At 64.1% G+C, this 23373-nt stretch carries 23 protein-coding genes and 3 pseudogenes; 16 read left to right on the plus strand and 10 right to left on the minus strand.

Features of this window, described 5'->3' with window-relative positions; all coding sequences use genetic code 11:
• The 4 genes and pseudogenes from H0X91_RS35475 to H0X91_RS35480 all read left to right on the plus strand — a co-directional run.
• Positions 1 to 100, plus strand: a pseudogene (locus H0X91_RS35475) (IS110 family transposase); the annotation flags it as partial.
• A gap of 630 nt (positions 101 to 730) precedes the next feature.
• On the plus strand, positions 731 to 1000 hold the full coding sequence (locus H0X91_RS31475) for a type II toxin-antitoxin system TacA family antitoxin (RefSeq protein WP_012493055.1): 270 nt from the start codon (positions 731 to 733) through the stop codon (positions 998 to 1000).
• Positions 997 to 1485, plus strand: coding sequence for a GNAT family N-acetyltransferase (locus H0X91_RS31480; protein ID WP_011548487.1), 489 nt, complete (start codon positions 997 to 999; stop codon positions 1483 to 1485). The genes H0X91_RS31475 and H0X91_RS31480 overlap by 4 nt, the downstream gene beginning before the upstream one ends.
• 81 nt (positions 1486 to 1566) lie before the next feature.
• Positions 1567 to 1686, plus strand: a complete 120-nt coding sequence (locus H0X91_RS35480; RefSeq protein WP_406568752.1) for a hypothetical protein — start codon at positions 1567 to 1569, stop codon at positions 1684 to 1686.
• A 641-nt stretch (positions 1687 to 2327) separates the two neighbouring features.
• On the opposite strand, the gene H0X91_RS31490 is transcribed toward H0X91_RS35480, so the two are convergent.
• On the minus strand, positions 2328 to 2645 hold the full coding sequence (locus H0X91_RS31490; RefSeq protein WP_242460831.1) for a helix-turn-helix transcriptional regulator: 318 nt from the start codon (positions 2643 to 2645) through the stop codon (positions 2328 to 2330).
• Between the two features lie 122 nt (positions 2646 to 2767).
• The gene (locus tag H0X91_RS31495) at positions 2768 to 3598 is read right to left on the minus strand and encodes an IclR family transcriptional regulator (protein WP_034202976.1); all 831 of its coding nucleotides are present in this window, start codon (positions 3596 to 3598) and stop codon (positions 2768 to 2770) included.
• Positions 3599 to 4872: 1274 nt separating this feature from the next.
• On the opposite strand from H0X91_RS31495, the gene ppsA reads away from it, so the two are divergent.
• Positions 4873 to 7278: a phosphoenolpyruvate synthase gene (ppsA, locus tag H0X91_RS31500; RefSeq protein ID WP_034202975.1), complete on the plus strand. Its 2406-nt coding sequence runs from the start codon at positions 4873 to 4875 to the stop codon at positions 7276 to 7278.
• 15 nt (positions 7279 to 7293) lie between these two features.
• Here the strand turns inward: ppsA and H0X91_RS31505 are convergent, their stop codons facing one another.
• On the minus strand, positions 7294 to 8541 hold the full coding sequence (locus tag H0X91_RS31505) for a sensor histidine kinase (RefSeq protein WP_230878061.1): 1248 nt from the start codon (positions 8539 to 8541) through the stop codon (positions 7294 to 7296).
• A gap of 153 nt (positions 8542 to 8694) precedes the next feature.
• Here H0X91_RS31505 and H0X91_RS31510 point away from each other — a divergent pair, with 153 nt between their 5' ends.
• Complete coding sequence (locus tag H0X91_RS31510) at positions 8695 to 9021, plus strand: hypothetical protein (RefSeq protein ID WP_052106035.1); 327 nt, start codon at positions 8695 to 8697, stop codon at positions 9019 to 9021.
• Positions 9022 to 9035: 14 nt separating this feature from the next.
• Here the strand turns inward: H0X91_RS31510 and H0X91_RS31515 are convergent, their stop codons facing one another.
• Both H0X91_RS31515 and phaZ read right to left on the minus strand, forming a co-directional pair.
• Entirely contained in the window at positions 9036 to 10052 is a 1017-nt protein-coding gene (locus H0X91_RS31515) for a Crp/Fnr family transcriptional regulator (RefSeq protein ID WP_052106034.1), read from the minus strand.
• 163 nt (positions 10053 to 10215) lie between these two features.
• Positions 10216 to 11436, minus strand: coding sequence for a polyhydroxyalkanoate depolymerase (phaZ, locus tag H0X91_RS31520; protein WP_196433653.1), 1221 nt, complete (start codon positions 11434 to 11436; stop codon positions 10216 to 10218).
• 145 nt (positions 11437 to 11581) lie between these two features.
• Here phaZ and H0X91_RS31525 point away from each other — a divergent pair, with 145 nt between their 5' ends.
• Both H0X91_RS31525 and H0X91_RS31530 read left to right on the plus strand, forming a co-directional pair.
• Positions 11582 to 12115 carry a flavodoxin family protein gene (locus H0X91_RS31525; RefSeq protein ID WP_109341817.1) on the plus strand — a complete coding sequence of 178 codons (534 nt, stop codon included), beginning with the start codon at positions 11582 to 11584 and terminating at the stop codon, positions 12113 to 12115.
• Positions 12115 to 14445 (plus strand): annotated as a pseudogene (locus H0X91_RS31530) (FAD-dependent oxidoreductase). The gene H0X91_RS31525 and the pseudogene H0X91_RS31530 overlap by 1 nt, the downstream one beginning before the upstream one ends.
• Here H0X91_RS31530 and H0X91_RS31535 read toward each other — a convergent pair.
• From H0X91_RS31535 to H0X91_RS31550, 4 genes are all read right to left on the minus strand, one after another.
• On the minus strand, positions 14417 to 14716 hold the full coding sequence (locus tag H0X91_RS31535) for a GYD domain-containing protein (RefSeq protein WP_196433647.1): 300 nt from the start codon (positions 14714 to 14716) through the stop codon (positions 14417 to 14419). The pseudogene H0X91_RS31530 and the gene H0X91_RS31535 sit on opposite strands and share 29 nt — an antisense overlap.
• A gap of 50 nt (positions 14717 to 14766) precedes the next feature.
• Positions 14767 to 15183, minus strand: a complete 417-nt coding sequence (locus H0X91_RS31540; RefSeq protein WP_034202971.1) for a hypothetical protein — start codon at positions 15181 to 15183, stop codon at positions 14767 to 14769.
• 158 nt (positions 15184 to 15341) lie between these two features.
• Complete coding sequence (locus H0X91_RS31545; protein ID WP_196433648.1) at positions 15342 to 16004, minus strand: phosphoribosyltransferase; 663 nt, start codon at positions 16002 to 16004, stop codon at positions 15342 to 15344.
• A 120-nt stretch (positions 16005 to 16124) separates the two neighbouring features.
• Positions 16125 to 16340 (minus strand): hypothetical protein, encoded by a 216-nt coding sequence (locus H0X91_RS31550; protein ID WP_034202970.1) that lies wholly within the window; start codon positions 16338 to 16340, stop codon positions 16125 to 16127.
• A 319-nt stretch (positions 16341 to 16659) separates the two neighbouring features.
• On the opposite strand from H0X91_RS31550, the gene H0X91_RS31555 reads away from it, so the two are divergent.
• The 8 genes and pseudogenes from H0X91_RS31555 (at position 16660) to H0X91_RS31585 (ending at position 22392) form a co-directional block, all read left to right on the plus strand.
• Positions 16660 to 17154, plus strand: coding sequence for a hypothetical protein (locus H0X91_RS31555; RefSeq protein ID WP_230878062.1), 495 nt, complete (start codon positions 16660 to 16662; stop codon positions 17152 to 17154).
• 120 nt (positions 17155 to 17274) lie between these two features.
• Positions 17275 to 17649, plus strand: a pseudogene (locus H0X91_RS35485) (BON domain-containing protein); the annotation flags it as partial.
• A 54-nt stretch (positions 17650 to 17703) separates the two neighbouring features.
• A complete protein-coding gene (locus tag H0X91_RS35490; protein ID WP_269062956.1) occupies positions 17704 to 17874 on the plus strand; it encodes a BON domain-containing protein in 171 nt (56 codons plus the stop codon).
• Positions 17875 to 17935: 61 nt separating this feature from the next.
• On the plus strand, positions 17936 to 18385 hold the full coding sequence (locus tag H0X91_RS31565) for a CBS domain-containing protein (protein ID WP_196433654.1): 450 nt from the start codon (positions 17936 to 17938) through the stop codon (positions 18383 to 18385).
• Between the two features lie 63 nt (positions 18386 to 18448).
• Positions 18449 to 18922, plus strand: coding sequence for a hypothetical protein (locus tag H0X91_RS31570; RefSeq protein ID WP_077176830.1), 474 nt, complete (start codon positions 18449 to 18451; stop codon positions 18920 to 18922).
• Between the two features lie 41 nt (positions 18923 to 18963).
• Complete coding sequence (locus tag H0X91_RS31575; RefSeq protein ID WP_109341827.1) at positions 18964 to 19203, plus strand: hypothetical protein; 240 nt, start codon at positions 18964 to 18966, stop codon at positions 19201 to 19203.
• A 739-nt stretch (positions 19204 to 19942) separates the two neighbouring features.
• Complete coding sequence (locus H0X91_RS31580) at positions 19943 to 21319, plus strand: nicotinate phosphoribosyltransferase (RefSeq protein WP_196433655.1); 1377 nt, start codon at positions 19943 to 19945, stop codon at positions 21317 to 21319.
• Positions 21316 to 22392, plus strand: a complete 1077-nt coding sequence (locus H0X91_RS31585; RefSeq protein ID WP_196433649.1) for a hypothetical protein — start codon at positions 21316 to 21318, stop codon at positions 22390 to 22392. Before H0X91_RS31580 ends, H0X91_RS31585 begins: the two co-directional genes overlap by 4 nt.
• On the opposite strand, the gene H0X91_RS31590 is transcribed toward H0X91_RS31585, so the two are convergent.
• Entirely contained in the window at positions 22370 to 23356 is a 987-nt protein-coding gene (locus tag H0X91_RS31590) for a ribose-phosphate diphosphokinase (RefSeq protein ID WP_181365740.1), read from the minus strand. The genes H0X91_RS31585 and H0X91_RS31590 overlap by 23 nt on opposite strands.
• Positions 23357 to 23373: the final 17 nt, after the last annotated feature.

Here is a 23373-nt window from a genome sequence, read left to right on the forward strand (position 1 = left end):
GAAGGTCGCCCTCGTCGCATGCATGCGCAAGCTGCTCATCACGCTCAACGCCATCGCTCGCACTGGCGAGCGTTGGCAGCCGGATTTCAATTGCGCATGACATGGGCTGTCTCAAGATGGTTGCTGTGTCCGCTGCGCCATATGGTTAAACGTGGGGACGGCATGGAAATCCGGGACTTCCTTGACCAGGCTGAGCCAGTGGGGAAACGTCATGACAGTTCTGTATTCGTGGTGAGGCGGGAAATTTCCCGTTCCAATGTGCCTGCCGATCCGCTGTCGGACAGCGAAATCCCGGCCCGGTTCGATGGATCGAGAGCAAGAGGGACCGGCGCCGTGCCGGCACCTCTTGCGATTTCCGTGCTAGGGGATTTTGCGAGCAGCATCATGCGTAGTGAAAACAAGGTGTTATCGGCACATGTGATTCCAGCCGCCACGCTGGCGCACCCATTCGACCCACGGCGAAGCGCTGGGCGGCCCGCCAAAGCCTTTCTGGTAGCGGATGACCGTCACATAGCGCAATGTAGTTCTGTCACTCCGGAACCCTCGCGGATCAAGGCTTCCGGCCCTAATTTGGCGACTTTATTTTGGTCCATGGGTGCGGGCAGACTTCCCGGTGCGTCAAACACGTCGTCCTGCATTTTCACTTTGCGCGATAGTGACCCGGCAATTTTCCGTACACCTTGATCGCCCCGGCAATTTTCCGTACAATGGCGTCAGGAGGTGAATGACCATGGCTACCACACGATTTGAAGCCCGCATCGAAACGGATGTGCACGCGGCGATCCGGCGCGCTGCCGAGATTCAGGGGCGCACGATGTCCGATTTCGTCGTCTCGGCCGCCCGGGAGGCGGCGCAACGCGCGATTGCCGACGCGGAAGTGATCCGCCTGTCGGTCGCGGAATCGGAACGGTTCGCGCACGCGATCCTGACGCCCGCCGAGCCGGTCGAGGCACTCAAGCGCGCGATCGATCTTCACGACCAACTGCTGCGTAACGCATGAGCGGTGCGCAGTTGGTAGTGGCCGCCCTTGAGGCGGCTCATGATCGATCTCGATTCGCATGCGGCACGCCCGCGCTTGATCGATATCTGCGCGAAGTGGTTACGCAGGACGTACGCCGCAGGGTGGCCGCCTGTTTCGTGATGCTCGACGGCAACGTCGTCGCGGGCTACTACACACTGTCTGCCGCCAGCGTCGCGCTCACGGATTTGCCGCACGCCATCGCGCGCAAGTTGCCCCGTTATCCTGCGATCCCGGTGGTGCGCATGGGGCGCCTGGCCGTCGATCAGGCATATCGCGGCAGGCGACTCGGCGCAGCGCTGCTGGTCAACGCGCTGCAACGTGCCGCAAAGTCCGAAATCGCTGCGGTGGCTCTGACGGTTGACGCAAAGGACGAAACGGCGGCGGCGTTCTACCGGCATTTCGGCTTCGCGCCGCTGACTAGCGACCCGCTGGCATTGTTCATGCCATTGGCAACGGTGAAGTAGCGGAAGTATCCTGCGGGAAATGACGGAGTCGGTGATGCTGGGCTACGGTGCGAGGCGTTTAAGGACGCGGTGAACGCCCTGATGACGGCGACATATTGGGAGATCGGGCGACGAATCGTTGAGTTCGAGCAGGACGGGAAGGGACGGCCCGCTTATGGCGACGCGGTGATCCGTCGTTTGGGCGCCGGGCTGTCAGAGTGATTCGGTCGTGGTTTCGGATGACGCAATATCGCGCAGATGCGAGCTTTTTACTTGATGTGGCCTGCAGACCGGATTATCCCGGCAGTCTGCAAAATCAACCAAGGCGGCGGTGAAAGCGCCGCCGGGCGTGGCGTTTGAGCTAAATTCTGTCGCTCAGGCTTTTCCGTTGCCCTGGTCCGCCTACGTTCGTCTCCTCGCGGTGAAACCGCAAGCTGCCACGACTTCGAGGCTGAAGCGCTGCGTGAGGGCTGGTCTGTCGTAGAGCAAAACAATTCCGTCACTCCGGAATCCTCGTGGATCAAGGCCTCTGGCGCGCGAATTGACGACTTTACTGGCGGTCCCAGCAAAATAAAGTCGTCGACTCGCCTGCGCGCGCATTAAATTTGTCAATTCGCGTAGTGGACCAAGCGTTCCAGCGGTAACGTCCTGATTTTTAGCTCGATTCCCAGCGCCCAGCATGGCCGGTGGACGCGTATCGGAGCCGCCGCAATCACCCGGCGAAAATCCGCGTATTCGCCGATGCGCTGCGCGAGCATCTACGCGCGATCGATCAGAACACGCGCTGGGACGCTGCCCGCTCCGGGTACTGAAGCAGACGTCGTCCCGGACGGGAGTAAGCGCGTTCGTGGGAAGCGGCGCGGTTAGTGCGCCGGATCGCCCGGGACGGCAGCGGCGTTGTGCCGCGCGCGCATCGCGGTCCGGTAGCGGCCGGGACTCACGCCATGGTGTTTCCTGAACGCCAGCCCGAAGGCCGTATCGGATTCGTAGCCGATGCGAAGCGCGATTGCCGAAAGCGGCTCGGTGTCGGTCCGAAGCGCGCGGCGCGCGAGCATCATGCGCCAGCGGGTCAGATATTCCAGCGGCGGCATGCCGACCCGGGCGCGCAGGACCCGGTATTGCCCACGTAAGGCAACGGCCTGCAATGTCGGGACATTTGCGCACCGCTTCCGGTCGGTCACGGTGTTTGCAACTTTCGGAACTGAACTTCTAGGGGCGTGTAGACATCGCTACGCGGAGAAAGTATCTAGAAGGTAGTGAGGTGTTCGCCAGTACTAAGCTCGGAGCCCTCCGAGAGCTTTCATCAAAGAGGTGCCGCAAATTGACGGTGCCGCATCGATAGAAGGTGCGTCGCATCGCGCAGCCCTGTGACGACGTCGTCGACCGATGGCGCCATGTGGGCGTCGATTCGGCGCATGTATGGGCAACTCAACACCGCGATCGCGTGGGAGGCTGGCCCGAGGATCGGTGCGCTCAGATCGGTGACGCCATATGCGTGGCGGCTGTCCTGACGCACGTAGCCGGACTGGCGGATCGACTGGCACGCGTACGCGAGTTCCTGCTCGTTCATCGGTGTTTCGCCCGCGACCGTGCGATGCTCGGCCACCATGTGCGCACGCCGCTCGGAACTCTGAAACGCCAGCAGCACGCGACCTGACGCGGTGTCGTCGAGTCCAACGTGCGAGCCGAACCGCACCGACACGCCCCACGGGCCGGGAGCATCGACCTGCGCGATCACGAGCAGGTTGCCGCGATCGTAGATGCTCAGGTGACACGACTGTTCGGCCGTGTCTGCGAAGCGCTGCATCAGTGGCCGCGCTTCGGCGATCAGGCGGTTTATCGGCGGATGCCGGTGTGCGAGCGCGAAGAGTTTAAGACCGAGCGTGTAGCGGTCTCCGCCGCTTGAGCGCGTCACGTAGCGGCGCGCGACAAGGCGTTCGAGCATTCGGTAGATTTCGCTCGCATTGCGGCCGAGCTCCCTCGTGATTTCGGTACGGGTGAGTCCTTCCTTCTGTTCCGACAAGAGTTCGAGGATGTCGAGGCCCTTGTCTAGCGCAGGCGCGCGATAGCGGTCGCCAAGCGGTGTTTGTTCCCACTCGTCGCAGACGGGAAGCCGATCGCTTGTTGTTTGCATTGCGGGTTGACCGGTTGAGGTAACGATTGATCCGTTTGACGACTCGCATTGCGGCGACTTCCTGCCGGCCATGCCGCGCGAGCAGCTCTCGTGAAGCTTGATCTGTAACCTGACGCTTCTCGATACGCGCTTACTCTCGGTGCAGCACGTCAATCAGGGCGAGGATGGCGCTAGCAGTCTATATATCCACGGTCCCGTAGTTCGATGTCCACCTGTTATATCAATCAATGTCAAATATACTTGACAATGGAGTTCCCCCGCAAGTATCGGCATACGATCGACCATCTGCAAACAGGTCGACACGAACGCTGGGTGTCGCGCATTTCTCACGGCACATACACAATGTTCAGTCGCAGCCGCGACGGTGGCTCGGGCCTGCTATCTTGCATGTCCGAGCGGCGGTGGGTGTGTTCAATTCCCGGGCGGAGGATGACGGATGCATGCCTTCGTTTTGCCCAAATTGCCCCCGATAAGGTTCGCGTGTACGCGTTTAAAGAAGGTCCAGATATCGTCGCCGCTGTGCTGAGTGCCGTGAAGTCAGTAACCGGTTTTTGACTGGCGGGAGCGCGCCGGCCAGGGTTGATTGCGTAGCCCAGGGCGAGCGTAGAGCCAGCAAACGCGTGCCTCCCAGGTTGCGCTAAGAAAAGGGCTACGTCGACGCGCTGCAGATCGTCCCGGACGACGATCGGCCAGGCGATGGCAAGGCATCGACCAACGACAACCTCTAACGCAGCAGAGAATGGGAATTCGCTTTCCACGCGAGTCAAGGCATACGCACATCTGAGCGGGGCCGAAAATCATCTGCGCATGGCGGTCCACCTCGTTTTAGCTTGCGAGATCGACTCGCACGGGCCTCGGAATTGGGCTCGATTTCGATCGTCGGAAGAATAGCTGTTCACGATGGACAATCTTCGTCCGAAAGATGTTGCGCATCCCGATAAATCCGCGACGCAATTGAGCGTGGACGTCTATCTCTGCATCAGATGATAGAGTCGATTGCGCGCGATGGACTGCAGGTGTTCGACGAAACGACACGGTCCGGAATCCATTGCTACCGCATCGAGGCGGAACACTGCGGACCGGTGCGGGCGTGGGATTCTGCTGGCTGCTCGTTCCGGTCATGGACGAAGGCGCGCCGGGCGCCGTCCTTGATTCAGGTCACGTCGCAAGCAGAGGTGCGGCGTCAGCATGAATGCATTCGGCCGGCACACTGCAGTGCAATGTCCGACCGAGAGTACCACGCGCCGCAAGGCCGCAACAGCAGAGGACGCACCATGAATCAAGGGAATGCACTCATTGTTTGGTTCGAAGATCTGCGTCGCGGTGACGTGGCGCGTGTCGGCGGCAAGAATGCGTCGCTCGGCGAACTGATCGGCAACCTGTCCGCCCGGGGCGTGAGCGTGCCGCGCGGCTTTGCATCGACCGCCGACGCATACTGGCGATTCATCGATGCAAACGGATTGAGGCAGGCCATAGCAAGCACGCTCGCGGCATTCGGTGCCGGCAAGATCGCGCTCACCGCGGCAGGTGCGTCGATCCGGCAGGCGATTCTCGACGGAGACTGGCCTGACGATATAGTCGATGCGTTCCGGGACGCATATTGGCAGCTGTGCCGCGAGTCGGATCGCGACAACGTCGATGTCGCCGTGCGTTCGAGCGCGACCGCCGAGGATCTCCCGGACGCGAGCTTCGCGGGCCAGCAGGAAACCTACCTGAATGTGCGCGGCGAGCATGCATTGCTCGCGGCTTGCCGCCGGTGCTATGCATCGCTGTTTACCGACCGTGCGATCGCCTACCGCGAGGAAAAGGGCTTCGATCACTCGCGTGTCGCGCTATCGATCGGGGTGCAGCGCATGGTGCGTTCGGACCTCGGCGCGGCTGGCGTCATGTTCTCTCTCGATACGGAAACGGGGTTCGACAAGGTTGTGCTGATCAGCGCGGCGTGGGGGCTCGGGGAGAATGTCGTACAAGGCACCGTGGACCCCGACGAATACGAAGTGTTCAAGCCGCTGCTCGCCAATCCGGCATACACGCCCATCATTGGCAAGACGCTGGGCAGCAAGGCGCGCAAGCTGATCTATGGCTCCGACAAGGATGTGCCGACTCGCAACGTGCTGACCTCAAAAGCCGAACGTGCCCGCTTCGTACTGGCGGACTGCGACATCCTGACGCTTGCGAACTGGGCCTGCGCGATCGAGGCGCACTATGGCCAGCCGATGGACATCGAATGGGCGAGGGACGGCGCAAGCGGCGAATTGTTCGTCGTGCAGGCACGTCCGGAGACGGTGCAGTCCCGGCGCGAAGCCAGCGCGATCAAGACCTATCGGCTCGGTCAGGCTGGCCGGAAACTGCTCACCGGGACCAGCGTCGGCGATGCGATCGCGGCAGGCAGCGTGTGCGTGATCGACAGCCCGCGCGACATGGCGCGATTCGTCGAAGGCGCGGTACTCGTGACGCATACGACGGATCCGGACTGGGTCCCCGTGATGCGCCGGGCCGCCGCGATCATCACCGATCATGGCGGCCGCACCTCGCACGCCGCGATCGTGAGCCGCGAACTCGGATTGCCGGCCATCGTCGGCACCGGCAATGCGACCCGCGTGCTGCACGATCGGCAGGAAGTAACCGTCTCGTGTGCGGAGGGCGAGGCCGGATTCGTGTATGAAGGCATCGCGGAGTACGACGTGGAGGAGATCGACCTGAGCGACCTTCCGGCCACCCGGACGCAGGTCATGCTGAACCTCGCGAATCCGGCCGCGGCGTTCCGGTGGTGGCGCCTGCCGGCCGACGGCATCGGGCTCGCGCGCATGGAATTCGTGATTGGCAACCACATCAAGGCTCATCCGATGGCGCTGGCTCACTACGAGACGTTGACGGACGCCGATGCGAAGCGCGCAATCGCGGCACTCACATCGGGCTACGACGAGCCGTCGAACTATTTCGTCGATCGGCTGGCGCACGGCCTTGCACGCATCGCGGCGGTGCGTCATCCCGAACCGGTGATCGTTCGCATGAGCGACTTCAAGTCTAACGAATACGCGCATCTGGTCGGCGGCACGCAGTTCGAGCCGCGGGAAGAAAATCCGATGCTCGGTTTTCGCGGCGCCTCGCGCTACTACTCGCCGCGCTACCGTGACGGATTCGCGCTCGAGTGCCGGGCTATCGCTCGGCTGCGTAACGACATGGGTTTCAGGAACGTGGTCGTGATGATCCCGTTCTGCCGTACGCTTGATGAGGCGGACCGCGTGCTCGATGTCCTGGCCGCTCATGATCTCAAACGCGGCGACCGCGGATTGCAGATCTACGTGATGTGCGAAATTCCGTCGAATGTCATCCTGGCAAGCCAGTTTGCGCAGCGATTTGACGGCTTCTCGATCGGGAGCAACGACCTGACCCAGCTGACGCTCGGTGTCGATCGCGATTCGGCGGAACTGGCCGGGCTGTTCGACGAGGAAAACGAGGCCGTGAAGTGGATGATTGCCCGCGTGATCGAGTCCGCCCGCGGCGCAGGGGCGAAGGTCGGCCTGTGCGGCCAGGCGCCGAGCGATCATCCGGCTTTCGCCGATTTTCTTGTCGCGTGCGGCATCGACTCGGTTTCCGTCAGCCCCGACAGCTTCATCGCGGTCAAGCGCCGCGTGGCGGCCGCGGAGCAGGCCGCGACCGGCAAGCGTACGTCATAGGCGTGAATGCCGGTGCTATCGGCGAGCCAGCGTGGACAGATGAACGACGAGTTCCTGACCGCCGCAGCGCAGGGTTTTCCAGTCGGCGTCGCCACCGATCGTCGCGACCTGCTCGCGTATCGAAAAGAGGGCGGACGGGCGCTTGCCGTGAACAAACGCGTCATCGATGTGGCCGTCCTCGCGTACCGTCAACGTGACGAAGCCGCCCAACTCCCGCAAACCCATGGACACGTGCGAGGTCGGCTCGCGAAGTCTCGCGTATTCCAGCGCTTCACGTGCAATTCGATACAGGATGGACGCTGCCGTGTTGTCGATACCTGGCTCGGCTAGGTTCGTATCGATCTTTAGGCCATATCGCGAGGACAGGTCCTGCGCGAGCCACTCGAGCGTTGCCGCCAGCCCCAGGTCATCGAGCATGGGGGGGCGAAGCTCGGACGTCAACTGACGTACGCGAGCGACGACGTTGTCCAAGTGGGTGCCGATCATTCGATGGGTGGCATGCACGAATCCGCTTTGATTCGTCAGGACCGGATAGCGCGCATCGAGCGCGTCGACCTCCATCTTGACGACATAAATCTGTTGCGCCAGCCCTTCGTGAAGCTGCAAAGCGAGCCTGGTCCGTTCGATCTCGCGGTCGCGCTGCAGTGAGCGCGCCAGTTCCCGCAGCGCATGGCGCGATTCGCGCAGTTCCCGCTCGGTCGTATTGCGCCGTGTGACATCCCGGAAGGTCAGCAGAACCCAGGCGCGGCATGTGTGGTCGGGTGCGATCGCGATCACATCGACATCCCTCGTCAGTCCGTTCCGGCGCGTCATCGTGCCTGCCGTCGGCTCGCCCCTCGCTTGCCGCGCGCCCGGCAAACCGGCCAGTTGATGACGCACGCCATTCAGGCCTTCCCGGTCGAGCCAGTCCGATGACGACGTGTCGACGACGTCCGCCGCCGCGGCCGCGCCGAGCAGCGCGAGGCAGGCGTCGTTGACACAGACGATGACGTCGTGATGCATCAGCCAGGTTGCGACCGGATTGAGCGCCACGAATGCCCGATAGCCGGCTTCGTTGTCGACCGGCGCATCGTATCCGCACCCCGTGGCGGTGTTGCGATTGCCGGCCGGGAAGGCCGCGTCGGTCCCGGTATCCGGCATCGCATTCGTCTGATCATCAGAGGCGGCGGCGCGGTGGATTGTGCGGCAAATCCATCCCCAGGTTCCGAGAATCATGGCCAATCCGGCAACGGCCAAACCATCCATGGAATTGTCATGCATCATCTGTGCGCGTCTCCTTGTGTCAAATATACTTGACGCGAACATCGTCACGGAAGAAAAATAACGTGCCGGCGACGTCCGTCAAAGTTTGAATGGCAGAGGAGGGTGTAATAGGCGCTCCGGCCCAGACGTCCCTTCTCATTCGAGGCCTGCGGTATGAATATGTCTTTCCGGTTACCCATAGCACTGCAGGGATACGAACACGAGCGGTTCGAAATCGTCGAACTGGACGATGAATCGTTTGCGGCGCGTCAGATCGACTTCATTTGCGCGTTGTACGGGCGTGCCGAATACTTCCGGGCATGGGGTCGCGAGAGCCCCATCGGCGATGCATTCCTTGCGGGTATCGTGAACATGCTCGAAGCGCTCGAACTGAATTCCCCGGATGAAGCACAAGGGTGTCTGACGAGGTTGCAGCAGATCATCGACGCCGTGTTCGCGGGCCGCATCCGGACGATGAAGTCCGGCGCACCGGGCGTTTGAGACGGGGCGGGAAATTACCTGATGTCGAACATGCGCGCGTCGTTTCGCTTGAGGACGCGATGGCATTCGCACGCCCGATGTTCGATCGCGGCGCGATCGAGGATCGTGATCACACCGGGGCGACAGCGGATTGCCCCGTCAGCTTCAAGTTTTCGCAATTCCCCGGCGGCAAGCACACCGTTGACCCCCAGGACACCCGGAAAGACTTTCCTGCTGACCTGGACGGTGTCGGAATCGAGCCGGTCGAGCGTTTGCAAAAGCCAGCGGCAGAGTTGCTCCAGCGGCGAGTGATGATGGCCGCACACGGCGATCTGCGACATCTGGGCGAGCAGGGCCTGCGTGTAACGGAGCAGCAACTGCTGGAAACTGCCTGCCCGTGCGAATTCGCGCCTCGCGACCTCGGCATCGAGCCGGTAAGCGTGCCCCGCCTCTTGTACGACCACGCGATTCGACGCACGCGGCTCGCCGATACACGCGGGCAATCCAACGAGACCGTCGTTGCCCACCATCGCGAGCCCGACCGGAGCGCCGGTCTTCGTGGAATGGAACATCACGCACGCCGCCGTGGTGGGCAGGTAGACATGGTCGAGGACTTCGCCCTGCCGGTGCAGGACCTGCCCGAGCGTGAGCGCCACCGGCACCAGATGCGGGACGAGCCGGTCGAGTTCGCCCACCGACAGGGCCGCCAGCAGCCGATTGGCCGAGGGTGCCGCGTCGGAGGCGTGTCCGTCGGCGGGACCGCTATGGACCAACAGTGTGCCTCGCGCCACGCGGGCAATGAGTTCGAGGTGCTGCTGAATCAGTGTCTCGCGGTTCCTTTCCGGCAAAAGACTGAGTACCGCGGAGCGTACGTCGCCTTGACCGAGCGCATCCAGAATTCGCAGTTTAGACAGTGTGCCGAGATCGCTTTTTCCCGTGCGCCATGCCGAAATTTGCGCGCGGGTCAGAGCGAGCGCCTCCGCAAGCTGGGCGTCGCTGTGGTAGCTGCCCAGCTTCTTTACTTCGTCGAATAATGCATACCAGTCGTGCACGATGTTCAGCCTGCGACGCAGTCCTGTCGAGGGGGCAACAGAGGATCGGATCAGGCGCACATTTATAGCATAAATGACGCGTCGATCCTTGATCTCGCGGCAGGATTCGGCTGCAGAATCGAACGATTGCCGCGCGCAGCGTACCGCGGGGGCATGAAGGGAGCTACACCCTGCCGGCCTGTGGCCGGCCGCGTTCCGCACGAGCGAACGCAGTCTGTAGCGCCGGATGCACGTCGGTGCGCCAGTGATCCCCGGTAAAGAGTCCGTAATGGTCGCAATCGTTGATGTCGACGCGTTGCCGCGCATTCGCTGCGAGACCGCTGCACATGGCCAGCGCGGCATGGGTCTGGCCGGCACCGGTGACGGCATCGCACTTGCCCTCAACGGTCAGCAACACGATCGAGCGCAACGCGGCGGGCTCGACCCGCTGGCCGTGAACGTGCCACGTCCCGTTTGCCAGGCATGCTCGCTGGAACACGATGTCGACCGTATCGAGGAAGTACTCGGCCGGCATGTCGAGGAGCGTCAGGTATTCGCGCAACGCCCGGCGGGCGGTTGCGAGTGCGTCGGCGTTGCCGCTCGACACGGCTCGTCGATAGCGATCGACCAGCGCCATGTAGCGTTGTGGGTAGGTGACCGCGATCTCGGCACGCTGCAGATAGGCGGGAAATACCTGACGCCCGCATCCGGCGAAGCCATGTGGCACCGTGTCGATCAGCGTGGCGCGACACCAGTCGAGCGAATGCGAGCGGGCCGCGGTTCCGAGCGCACTCGGATGGATGCGGGCATCGAGGGGGCCGCCGATCAACGTTAGGCTCGCCGGCAGCGCGGCGCCGCGTTGGGCGCGCAGCGCGATGGCGCCGAGCGACGGAAACGTCGCCTGACAGACTGCGATGACGTGCACCGGACGCGCGTCCGCAAGCAGGGTATCGATGAAGCGGTCGAGCATCGACACGTATTCGTCGAGGCCGAATCGGCCCGCGTCGCGCGGCACGTCGCGTGCATCGATCCAGTCGGTGATGCAGACGTCGCCGTCGGCCAGCAGGGTCTCGACCGTCTCCCTCATCATCACGGCCACGTGGCCGGCCAGCGGCACGCAGAGCAGGATCACGCGTCGTGCGCCCGCCTGGGAGAAGCGGCGCAACGTGCAGAACGGCGTGTGCGCGACAATCGTTTCGTCGACGTCGACGTCGACGCGACGGCCGTCCACGTCGATCGCATCGATGGCGAAGCGTGGCGCGTCGGGCTGCAGGTCGAGCAGGGGTTCCAACAAGTCGGCGTAGCACGACGACGCGGCATCGGGCCAAAGGCCGAACGTGAACCGCGCCGCCGCGTCCCACATTCTCAACCATTGCCGTTGCCGTTCGATCAGGTCATACCACATGGTGCACGGGTGGAAAATCGCCGGGAATTCGGACAAGCCTACTGTCGCCGGATCGTGTGGCGATGGGTTGACCTGAATCAGCGTCGTCCCGATCGCCGGTGCATAAGCTCGTTTACGGATCCCGGACGGATGCACGGAGTGGAACATGGACAGGTCTCGACGCATGCTCGTCGTCTTCTACTCACGCAGTGAAACGACGACGGCGGTTGCGCGCCGGCTTGCCGACACGCTTGGCGCGGATTGCGAGCGGCTGCGAGAGGTCGACGATCTGCGGCGAAAGGGTGCCGTCGGCTTTCTGCGTTCGCTTGCGGATGTGATCCGCGATGGTGCTGCGGACCTTCGGCCGACGGCCTGTTTGCCGTCCGGATACGATGCGGTCGTGATAGGCACGCCGATCTGGGCGGGCCGTGCTTCGACGCCAGTTTCGACTTGGCTCGCGCGGCACGGGAGCGAACTGCGCGCCACCGCATTCTTCTGCACGATGGGTCTTCGCGGCGACCTCACTGCATTCGGGCAGATGCAGGCGCTGGCGCGGCAACGGCCAGTCGCGACGTGTGCGATCTCCGGGCGCGATATCGGTCGCGGTCTGGCTACTCGGAAGCTCGCCCGTTTTGCTCGGTCGGTCGTCCGCCGGCTGGCCGCCCGAGAACGGTACATGGGCGGAGAGCGGGCAACGTGATGGCACCGTCTGGAGGCAAGCGCGATTACGATTATGTGCTGGTCGGCGGCGGCATTGCCAGCGTGTCTGCGGCGCATGCGTTGCGGCGCGAGGATTCGTCCGCTCGCATCGCAATTCTTTGCGGCGAACACGTGCTGCCGTATCAGCGACAGCCACTGACAAAGGAATTTCTCGCAGGAAACCTCGCGCCGGCGGCAATCGCGATACACCCGGGGGGGGGATTCTACGAGATGCGCAAGATCGATCTGGTTCTGGGAGCAGGGGCCGCGTCAGTCGACTGCCGCGCGCATGTCGTCAGGCTGCAAAATGGCTCCGCGATACAGTACGGCAAGCTGCTAATCGCGACCGGTGCATCGCCACGGCGTCTTGTTGTGCCGGGGGCAACGCTGGCGGGCATTGGTCACCTTCACAATTTCGGTGACGCGCTCGTGCTTCGCGACGCCGCCGCCCGGCAACGACGCCTGCTTATCGTGGGGGGCGGATTCACGGGTTTCGAGGCGGCGGCCACGCTGCGCGAGCGCGGTCTGGAGGTCACGCTCGTCGAGCGCTGCGAGCGGCTGTTGCCGCAACTGAATTCCGTTCAGCTATCCGATCACTTTTCCGGCTTGTGTGCGACGCGCGGCGTCGACGTTCGAACTGGAACGACAGTGGAGCGCTTCATCGGACAGTAATCGATCGAGGCAGCCGTGCTCGCCGACGGCCGCGTCGTCGAATGCGATCTCGTCGTGATTGCCGTGGGCGTCGAGCCGAACTGCGGGTTTCTCGCGGGCAGCGGTATCGCGACAGCGGACGGCGTGCTCGTCGACGAATGCCTGCAGTCGTCGGATCCGGACATTCATGCGGCCGGCGACGTCGCGCGGTTTCGCGATCCGGTATTCGGCGTGCAGAGGCGTATCGAGCATTGGGATAACGCGGTGCGTCAGGGGCGCCTGGCGGCCAGGAACATGCGCGGTGCGCGCTTGCCTTATCGGGACGTATCGATTTTCTACGGAAACGTGTTCGATGTGCCGTACAACTTCCTCGGCAACGCTGCCGATGCGACCGAAGTCGTCGAACAGGGGCGATTTCCGCATGCGCCGTATTCGTTGCTCTATCTGCGAAATCATGTCCTGCGCGCGATGTTCTCGATCGGTGTGCGCGCGGATGAAATGACGGCCGCCGAGGAGACGATTCGCCATCGGGTCAATCTCGGCGCGCAAGTAGAGGCTGCGACGCACGACGAATTGCGGCTGTGCGAACTGCCTGCGCAAACAGTTCTGATCCTGCAGGGTGGCGGCGCGCTCGGCGCATTCGAAAGCGGCGCGATCGCCGCGCTCGAGGCGCGCGGCGTCCGTCCGGATGTGATCGCGGCCGTGTCGATCGGCGCGTTCAACGGCGCGATCGCCGCGAGCCATCCGGGGCATGCGGCCGAAGCCCTCGACGCATTCTGGCACGAACTGTCGATCAGGAGCCCGGTTGGTGTGCCATCGTCCGCCTATGCAGGACATGCGTTGCTCGCGTGGCACATTGCGCTGTTCGGTGTTCCGAATTTCCTTCGCCCGCACTGGTGGCTTGACGGGATCCCGCCGACCGGCTTCGCTCAATGGTGGACGAGCTGCTACGACACGCAACCAGGGCTTGCGCTACTGCGCCGCCATGTCGATTTCGACGCTCTGGCCGGTAGTGCGACGCGCCTGCTGCTTGGCGCCGTGGATGTGGAGAGCGGGGAGCGGCGCATCTTCGATAGTTATGTCGATCGCATCACGCCCGAGCACCTGCTCGCCAGCGGCAGCCTGCCGCCTGCGATGCCGTGGACGCGCATCGACGGCCGCGCTTACTGGGACGGCGGCATCATCAGCAACTCGCCGCTTGATCTCGTGATCGAACGGTGCGGGCGGATAGCAGGACGCGTGTTTGTTGTCGATTTGTTTTCAGGGTCGCGCCCGTTGCCGTCGAATCTGATCGAGGTCATGCTGCGGCGCGACGAGATCGTCTATGCCGATCGGGTTCGTAACGACCTGCGGTTCGAGGAAAATGCGAACGACTTTCGCGATCTCGTCGAACGTATAACCAGCCGGCTTGATCCGGAAACGGCGGCGCGCATGCGACAACTCCCGGAATACATCCGGCTGATGGGAAGCCGTGTGCCCGTACGGATCTTCAGGATCGCGCTGGATGGCCAAGCCGGAGCCAGGGACACTTTCGCGCGCGACTTCGATTTTTCGGATACATCGATTGCTGCGCTGTCCGAACTCGGCCGCAGCGCGGCGCTCGCCGTGCTCGCGTCGAACGCGACGGAACCGCTCGGGGGCCAGGCCGGCCCTAGTCGATCGAGGCCACCAGCGCCTTGAACGCTTTCCACTCCAGGGCGGGAAAGACTTCGACGCTCGCGTGGCCCAGCGTGCGCATGCCGGCGGAAATTCTGAAGGCAGTGTCCAGATCGGGGGCGGTGAAAATGTCGAGATAGTGATAGCGGCCCATCAATGCGAAATTGTGCAGCCATTCGATCTGCCCGCACGTCTTCTGCAATCGGTGGACGGCACGATGCTCGAGTTCGGCAAGTTTTTCCGGCGTCTTGACTGCGTCCGGCGACAGGCGTGTCAGCCTGACAAAGGTAGGCATGACGAATCCCCGGGGTGGCGCCCCGTGACGGAGCAAGGGGTGGACGGCGATCACGCGACCGGCGATGTGCGAGCCGGTCGCCGGGCGGACGACGACGGTCTCATGCCTTGCCCGAACCATGGAATCTCGGCACGGAGCGACGCGACATACCGTGCCCAGCCCCCGGGGTTCTCGGCGAACAGCCGTGCGCATACGGGCTCCGCGAGGGCATCGCGATCGAGCGGCTCGTCAAGCAACAGCTGCGGCCACAGACAGTATGCGTGGAGGACCGCGCTCGTGAATTCACGCACGGTCATGTGCGCGAACACATGATTCAGCAGTGGAATGTCCGCGAGCATCGGCTGCGCGGCCAGCAGCGATTCGAGGGTCATGTCGTCCGGCTCGTATTCGAGCATGCAACTGAGCGTTCGCAGGATGCTGCCCAGATGCACAAGCAAGGCGCGGCGAGCTTCGGTTTCGTTTGGCATGGGTGGCGTCCGGATTGGCGGAACGGATTGCTCCGCGTGTTTCCTTGAAATCTATGAGCGATGTCGCGCGTGAACGTTGATGGAGGTCAACCACAGCACTCAGGACCGTTCGTCAAGCCCGCGCAGTGGTCTCGCCAGCGCGTGTACCTGCCATTCTGTCAGCGGGGCACCGTGCCCTCTCCGGCCCGAGACCGGCACGCCGCTGCCAGTATCGCGACGGCCTCGTCGTCGTCCACCTGGGCGAACGACCGATAGAACGCGCCGACCGAGAACGCCTCGTCGGACTGCTCGATGCATACCACCTCGTCGGCATAGGGGCGGACTTCATCGAGGCCTCGGGCGCAGGCCACCGGTACCGCGCAGACGAGCAGTCGCGGGCGACCCATGCGCGCCGCGTGCAGCGCGGCAATCATGGTCGCGCCGGTCGCGATGCCGTCGTCGACCACGATCGTGATGCGATTTTCCCGGACGACGGGCGGGCGAAAACGTGCATAGTGCATCCTGCGTGCCGCAAGCACGGCAAGTTGCTCTTGCTGTTCCGCTTCCAGGTAGCGCGACGGAATCGCCATATGCACGGCATCGCGCGACAAATAGCACCATCCGGATTCGTCGATCGCACCAATCGCGAGTTCAGGTTGCCATGGCGCGCGCAACTTGCGCACCAGCACGACGTCGAGGTCGCCATGCAGGTGCGTCGCGACGATACTTCCCAGTATCAATGCGCCGCGTGGTATTGCCAGGACCAGCGGGCGTTCGCCACGATAAGCATGAAGCACGGACGCAAGCCGATTGGCTGCGTCCCGGCGGTTGTCGAAGATCATTTCACCTCCCGTTGGCGCGAGGGCGTGCGTTGCTGCGCGCTGCCGCGAAATCCGGTTGTCGAAGTCGGGGCACGGCCGGGCCTGGGGTCGTCCCGATCGCGGTCGAACCACACGGCGTGGTCAAAGCCGTTCGAGCCGTGCGAGGATCTCATCGGTCCGCCGCAGCAACGTCGTGTTCCGCTCGGCCGTCTGCCTGACGGTATTCAGTCTTGCGCGCCAGTACGCGGGGTCGGTGATGGATGTCTGCTTGTGGAAGCAGGACCGGGTCTGCTCCAGCAGACGAATGGATTCTTCGATATGTGACAGCTCGCGTTCGACGTCGCAGTACCAGTTCATGCATGGTCTCCGTTGCGTTGAGTGATTCATGTTGGATTCCCGACATCGGTCACGTCTTGATTTCACTCAATGCATCGAATTCATCCGATTTTTCGGTGACTGAAAAATGATTCGCACTCCTGGATCGAGCGATTCGACACAGCACCGGGCGACGGGATGTTCGATGCGAAGACCGGGAAAGCAATTAGGCCCGGCCCCGCGACGCGTGCGCATCGGTGTTTCGACCGCATTGCATCAGACGAATCGGGGAACGTTTCGATCGCTCGCGTCTGCCGGATGACCTGCATCAAGAACGCTTGCCCGGCAGGAGCGAATATTGATGTTCGCGCATGTCGACCTCGACCGCGATCGACATGTTCCGCGCCGTCTGCGTCTTCACGTTCATGATACGGACACCATCATGCCCGCCTTGTTTACGAACACGCCGAATCGCCAGATCATTTCACGTTCCGAAGCATCGGCACTGAGCGTGTCGGCTGCCACGCCTCGCCGGCACCACCCGATCGACACCGATGGCGACCGGCTGCTGAGCCCCCACGAAATCGCCATCCTGATGGTGCTCGCCAGCGAGCCGAGACGCCAGCAGGGCGACCCCGCCGACCTGCGCTGCCTCGTCGATCGCGGTCTCGTTCGACTGGATGCAGCATCGCTTGCCGAGGCGCCCGCCTGCCTGTCGGCCGACGGGTGCCGGATGGTGTTGCGACTCGCCAGGCGCGATCGGGCCGCGCAAGGGCGCAACGTCGACGTCACGACTGCGTTTCGCGCGATCGCGGCGGAGACATCGGTCGCGGTCGCGCATCACGCCGCGCGCTGAGCTGTATCAATTCCACGCGGTGCAGCGGGAATTACCGTTGTTTTCATCGATCGCGGACAGGAGTCGATGGTCATGAAAAGCGACAGCGAGCTGAAGGACGTCGAGTAGGAGCTTGAGTGGGCCCCGTCGATCAATGCGGTGCGCATCGGTGTGGAAGTGCACGAACGCATCGTGACGTTGACCGGACATGTCGGCAGCGATCTGGAAAAAGTCGCAGTGCGCAAGGCCGTCGAGCGTATCGAAGGCGTGCGCGGCATCGTGCTGGAACTCGGGGTGCAAACCGACGATGGCAAGCGTCGCTCGGACGAGGACATCGCCATCGCGGCGCGCTCGCTCCTGGTGTGGGATGCTAGGCTTGGCGAGCAGGCCGTGCAGGTGACGGTCGGGAACGGGTGCGTGACGCTGTCGGGCGAGGTGATGTGGAGTTACCAGATGCAGGAGGCGGAGCGGGCCGTCGAGTGGCTGCGCGGCGGCACTCGGATCATCAACGAGATTCATGTCCGGCCGCATCCGACACATTCCGACATCGCGGCCAAGATCCAGGCGGCCTTGATTCGGCATGCAACGGAAGAGGCCGCACACGTCGGCATTACCGTCCAGGATGGTTGCGTGACGTTGACCGGCCAGGTGGGCTCGCTGAGTGAGCGGCGGCTTGCCTTCGATGCCGCGTGGTCGGCGCCGGGCGTGCGCGACGTAGTCGATCAACTTACCGTTGCATGATGATCCGGGCGGCGTTGGACCTCGATCGAGCGTCCGCCGCGCCCCGGCCGGGAGAACGAACATGAATGCCGCGATGCTTTGTACCCGCGATGTCGCCATGTGTTCGGCACGGGCAACCGTCGTCGAGGCGGCGGAAATGATGCGCGACGCGCACGCCGGCGATCTGATCGTCGTGCGCGAACACGAGGGGCGATGTGTGCCGGTCGGCATGGTGACCGATCGCGACATCGTGCTGACGGTGGTCAGCCCCGATGCGGAAGCCGGCTTGCTGTTCGTCGGTGACATCATGTCGGCGCCTGTGGCAACCGCGAACGCTGACGACGACATCTGGTTGCTTGCGAAGCGGATGCGCCAGCACGGCGTTCGACGATTGCCGGTCGTCGGCGGCGACGGCGAACTGGTCGGCATTGTCTCGATCGACGATCTGCTGCGCGCGGCCGCGGCGCTGCTCGACGAGTTGTGGCTCGTGGCGGCCCGCCAGCCGTATTTCGAGGAGAAGCAGCGTGGCTGATTCGGTCGGTTCCCGCTTCCGTCGCGCCGCGCATGATGCGGCGGCGGTCTCGATGCCGGTGCGATGCGCCCTTCGGGCGCGCGCGATCCCATGACACGCGGCCGGCATCCCGGCCCGCGTCCCTGGATGCACCGGTGGCTCGGTGCAATCGGTCTCTGCCTGCTACTGTCGAGTGCGACGACGTGGCTCGGCGCGATCCACGACCATCCTGTGAGCCCCGGTGTCGTGGCCGGCATGACCGCGCCGGAATGCGGGCGCGTGGGTGCTCGGCCGGCCGGATCGATGCTGACGACACCGATTCCCGAACAGGACGTCTGCCTGTCGCTGTTCGTTTATCGCGCGTCGTATCCCGATGCCGCAAGCGACGTCGCGTCATACCGCACATGGATCCTGCAGCAGCGGGTCGGTGAATTCTGGCAACTGTTCGGCTATGTGCTTCTGTTGTGGGCGGCGGTCTTGGGCCTTGTCGTCGGCCCGATATGGATCTTCATGCGGCGGCCCGGATATCGCCATCGCGGCTCGCGGCGCGGCCGATGATGGAAGCGGCATGCGCTCGCACGGCAAGCAAGGGGGGAATCATGACGATATCCGGTGAATTGAACGAGACGGACTGGACCGTGGCGATCGAAACGGTTGACGTTGCGACCGGCGGCTACCGTTGCCGTGTCCACGTGATGATCCGCTCGTCCGACTGCAAGTGCGAGCATGTCTTTCCGCATCACCGGGTATTCGCGACCCAGCGCGAGGCAGCGCTGGAGGGGCTGCGCAGCGGTATGACATGGGTCGAAATGAAGAAATCGGACACCTTCACGTACTGACGGACGGCGTTGCTCACGGTCATCAGCGCTGCATGCGAACCGGCGAGCACGGCGACACGAACCCTGCGCGCGCGTCATGACTCGGGCCCTGCGAATGTCACGTCGCCGGCATCCCGCCGGGTTGCCGGCATGCGTTGATCCCGGTCAAAGCCGCGCGGCACGGCCTCAATACGATGGATCGCATCTCAGCGAAGAATGACGACCATGAACAGGCTCAGATGCGCATGCCGTGTGCTCGTGCTGTGCGCGTCGGCGTGCTGCATGCCGACGCAGCCGGCACATGCCCAGCATGCGCGCCATGTCCCCCGCCAGGAGTTCCACCGCAGGGACTTCCACGGGCGGGATTTTCGCCACTTCGCACCGAGGGAGCGTGCGCGATGGCAGCGCGGTCGATGGGTGCAGGACTGGCACGGCGGGCGCTATGCGTGGTGGTGGATCGTCGACGGCTACTGGTACATCTATCCTGAACCGATGTATCCGTATCCGACCTACATTCCGCCTGCGATCGTCGTTCAGCGGCCGCCACCGACTCCGGCCCGACTGCCGCCGGCACGCGCGTGGTATTACTGCAACGACCCGCGCGGATACTATCCGTATGTCGCGTCGTGCAATGGCGTGTGGACCGCGGTTCCGGCGATCCCGGGCCCCGCGCCGCAATGACGGAAGCGACGCTTGTCTGCAACGAAGCGGCCGAAGACCGGCTGCACGATTGCGCGCGAGCGACGCGGGAGGGCAGATGATGAACGGATCCTGGCCGAACGCTGACGGCGACGACGTGCTGCTGGCGGATTGGTATGAATTGACGATGATGCAGGCCGCGTTCGATGCCGGAATGAACGACATGGCTAGCTTCGAGTTCTTCGTACGGGCGCTGCCCGAGCATCGGGCATTCCTGATGGCGGCGGGGCTGGCGCCCGTGCTCGATTATCTGGAGGGCCTGCACTTCACGGCCGCCGCCCTTGAGCGACTGGCCGCGACTGGGCGCTTGCGAGCCGATTTCCTTGCGTCGCTCGCCGGCTTCCGTTTTACGGGCACCGTCGACGCGATGCCGGAAGGTACGGTGTTTTTTGCCGACGAACCGATCCTGCGGATCACGACGCCGTTTCGCGAGGCGCAGTTCGTCGAGAGCCGCGTGATGAACCTGCTCCATTACGCGACGGTGGTTGCCAGCAAGGCCGCACGCGCCACGCTCGTCGCGCATGGCAGGGTGCTGGTCGACTTCGGCATGCGGCGCGCGCATGGCGCGGAGGCGGCGATGCTGTCCGCGCGGGCCAGCTACCTTGCGGGATTCTCCGGCACGGCGACCCTGCTCGCCGGCTTGCGCTACGACATTCCCGTCTATGGCACGATGGCGCATTCATACGTCCAGGCGCACGACGACGAAGCGCTCGCGTTCGAGCATTTCGCGCGGTCGCAGCCGGATAGCGCGTTGCTGCTGATCGATACGTACGATACGGAGCACGCGGCGCACAAGGTCGTCGAACTGGCGCGTCGGCTTGCGCCCGAGAACGTGCGCATCAAGGGCGTCCGGATCGACAGCGGCGATCTGGCGGCGCACGCGCGCAACGTGCGCGCAATTCTCGACCACGGCGGCCTGACGGACGCGACGATCTTCGCGAGCGGCAATCTCGACGAAATCCGGCTGCAGGAGCTCGTCCACCAGCACGCGCCGATCGACGGGTTCGGAATCGGCACGCAGATGAGCACGTCGGCGGACGCACCGTGCCTCGACTGCGCGTACAAGCTCGTCCAGTATGCGGGCCGGCCGCGCTGCAAACGCTCGGAGGGCAAGGCCACGCTGCCCGGCCGCAAGCAAGTGTTTCGGCAATACGGCCCGGACGGGCGAATCGCCGCCGACAGCATCGGACTCGACGGCGAGCACGTCGACGGAACCCCGCTGTTGCGGCCCGTCATGATCGGAGGGTCGCGGCTCGCTGCCCCGACGCTCGGCGAGAGCCGCATTCACGCAATGCGCGAACTGTCCACGCTGCCCGATCCGATGCATGCGCTGGCGCCCGTCATGCCGCTGCAGCCGGCGATTTCTCCGGCGCTGTCGGCACTCGTCGCGCAGGAGAATGCCAGGTTGGATACGCACGCGGGGCAGCAAGCTGCATGAACGATGCCCATATCCCGGCCGGCCGCGCGATCACGCTGAGCGACAAGGTGGCCGCGTTGCGCATGCCCGCAGCCTGGCCAGATGGCACGAGATCGGTCGAGGCCGTGGAGACGCACATGTCATGGGTATTCCTGACGGACCGGTATGCGTGGAAGCTCAAGAAGCCCGTGCGCGCGCCGCAACTCGATTTTCGGACGCTGGCCGCGCGCCATCGCTTCTGTTGCGAGGAGGTGCGTTTGAACCGTCGGCTTGCGGCCGACGTCTATCTCGATGTGGTGCCGCTCGTCGTCGACGCCCGCGGTTGCCTGCATGCGGACGGACCCGGAGAAATTGTCGACTGGCTGGTCAGGATGCGGCGCCTGCCGGCCGCACGCATGCTCGACCGCGTGTTGTCGCGCGGCATGGCTACGGCAGACGATGCGTGTCGCATCGCGGGTCGCCTGAGCGCGTTCTACCATGTCCTGGCACCCGCGCGAATCGACGGTGCGGCGTATCGAGAAGCGCTGCGCTGCACGATTGACACCAATGAACGCGCGTTGTGCAAGCCGCTCTCGGGCCAGTCCGCCGATGTCGTGCGGACGCTCTGCGCGCGGCAGCGGTCGTTGCTCGTGTGCGAAGCCGCGCGTTTCGACCTGCGTGTGCGACAGGGGCATGTCGTCGAGGGGCACGGCGATCTGCGTCCCGAACACGTCTGCATCGACGATCCGGTCGCGATCATCGATTGCCTCGAATTCTGCAGGCGGTTGAGAGTCCAGGATGCGGCGGACGAGATCGGTTTTATCGCGCTCGAATGCGAGCGTCTCGGCGCTCCGGGATTCGCGGACGCGCTCGTCACCGCCTATCGCTCCGCGAGCGGCGACGATGTCGACGACGGATGCGTGCATTTCTACCAGAGCTGCCGGGCCATGACGCGCGCGCGGCTCGCCGCGTGGCACCTGCGCGAGCCCGCATTCAGGGCGACGCCGGTTTGGCGCGATCGCGCGAGCACGTACATCGCGCTCGCCCGGCGGCACGCCGACGGCTGCGAGCTCACGTGGGTGGCGAGCCACGTCAGCGCCGCAGCAGGTCCGTGAGCGAGCCGCCGCGATGGATACGCGCAATCGCCTCGGCAAACAGCGGCGCGCTGTCGAGTATCGCGAGCTTGTCCCTGAGCGGCCCGGCCGGCACGCGCCAGGGCGGCACCGTGTCAGTCACGGCGATGCCGGCGAGCGCGTCGCCGCCGAGCAGTACGGGCGCATCATCAAAGAACATCCCGTGCGTCGCGACCGCGTAGACGGATTGCGCGCCGAGCGTGCGGCAATCCTCGGCCGTGCGGGCCAATGTCGTCCCGGTGCCGATCAGGTCGTCGACGATGACGGCGCAACGGCCGGCGACCTCGCCCACGATCGGCTTGGGTGTCACGATGCCGCCGCTGCGCAGCTTGTCGGCGAAGGCCGCCTCGACCGGGCGCCCGACGCGCGCTTCCAGCCGTGCACGGAAATCCTCGGCTCGCCGCACGCCCCCCGCGTCGGGCGATACGACTACGACCGGCCGTTCGCCAGCTTGCGCGGCGAACCAGTCGACCAGCATGCCGTTCGCCTCGAGATGCTCCGTCGGGCAGCGAAACGCGTTCTGGAACGCCGCGATGTTGTGGATGTCGATCGTGACGACGCGATCGACGCCCACCGCTTCGAGCAAGGTGGCGACATAGCGCGTGGATACCGGATCGCGCGGCTGAGACCGGCGGTCCTTGCGCGAGTAGCACAGGTAGGGGGTCACCGCACAGACGCGTGCGGCCGACGCGTCCTTCAACGCGCCGATGAACAGCAGCAACCGGCACAGCTTGTCGTTGACGGAACTACCCGGCTCGCCGTGCAGCGACTGCACGACGTAGACATCGTGTCCGCGCACGCTGACAAGCGCACGCGTCTTGTGTTCGCCGTCCTCGAACGGACGTTCCTCGTGCGCGGCGAGCGTGACGCCGAGACGGGCAGCGATTCGTTCGCCGAAGGCGCGACACGAGGCGAAGGCAAACAGGCTGAAAGGGAGTGGTTCCATGGCATGGCTACCTCGAT

Origin of the sequence: Burkholderia sp. 9777_1386 (genome assembly GCF_015712265.1) — a bacterium.
Taxonomy (GTDB): Bacteria; Pseudomonadota; Gammaproteobacteria; order Burkholderiales; family Burkholderiaceae; genus Burkholderia; species Burkholderia cenocepacia.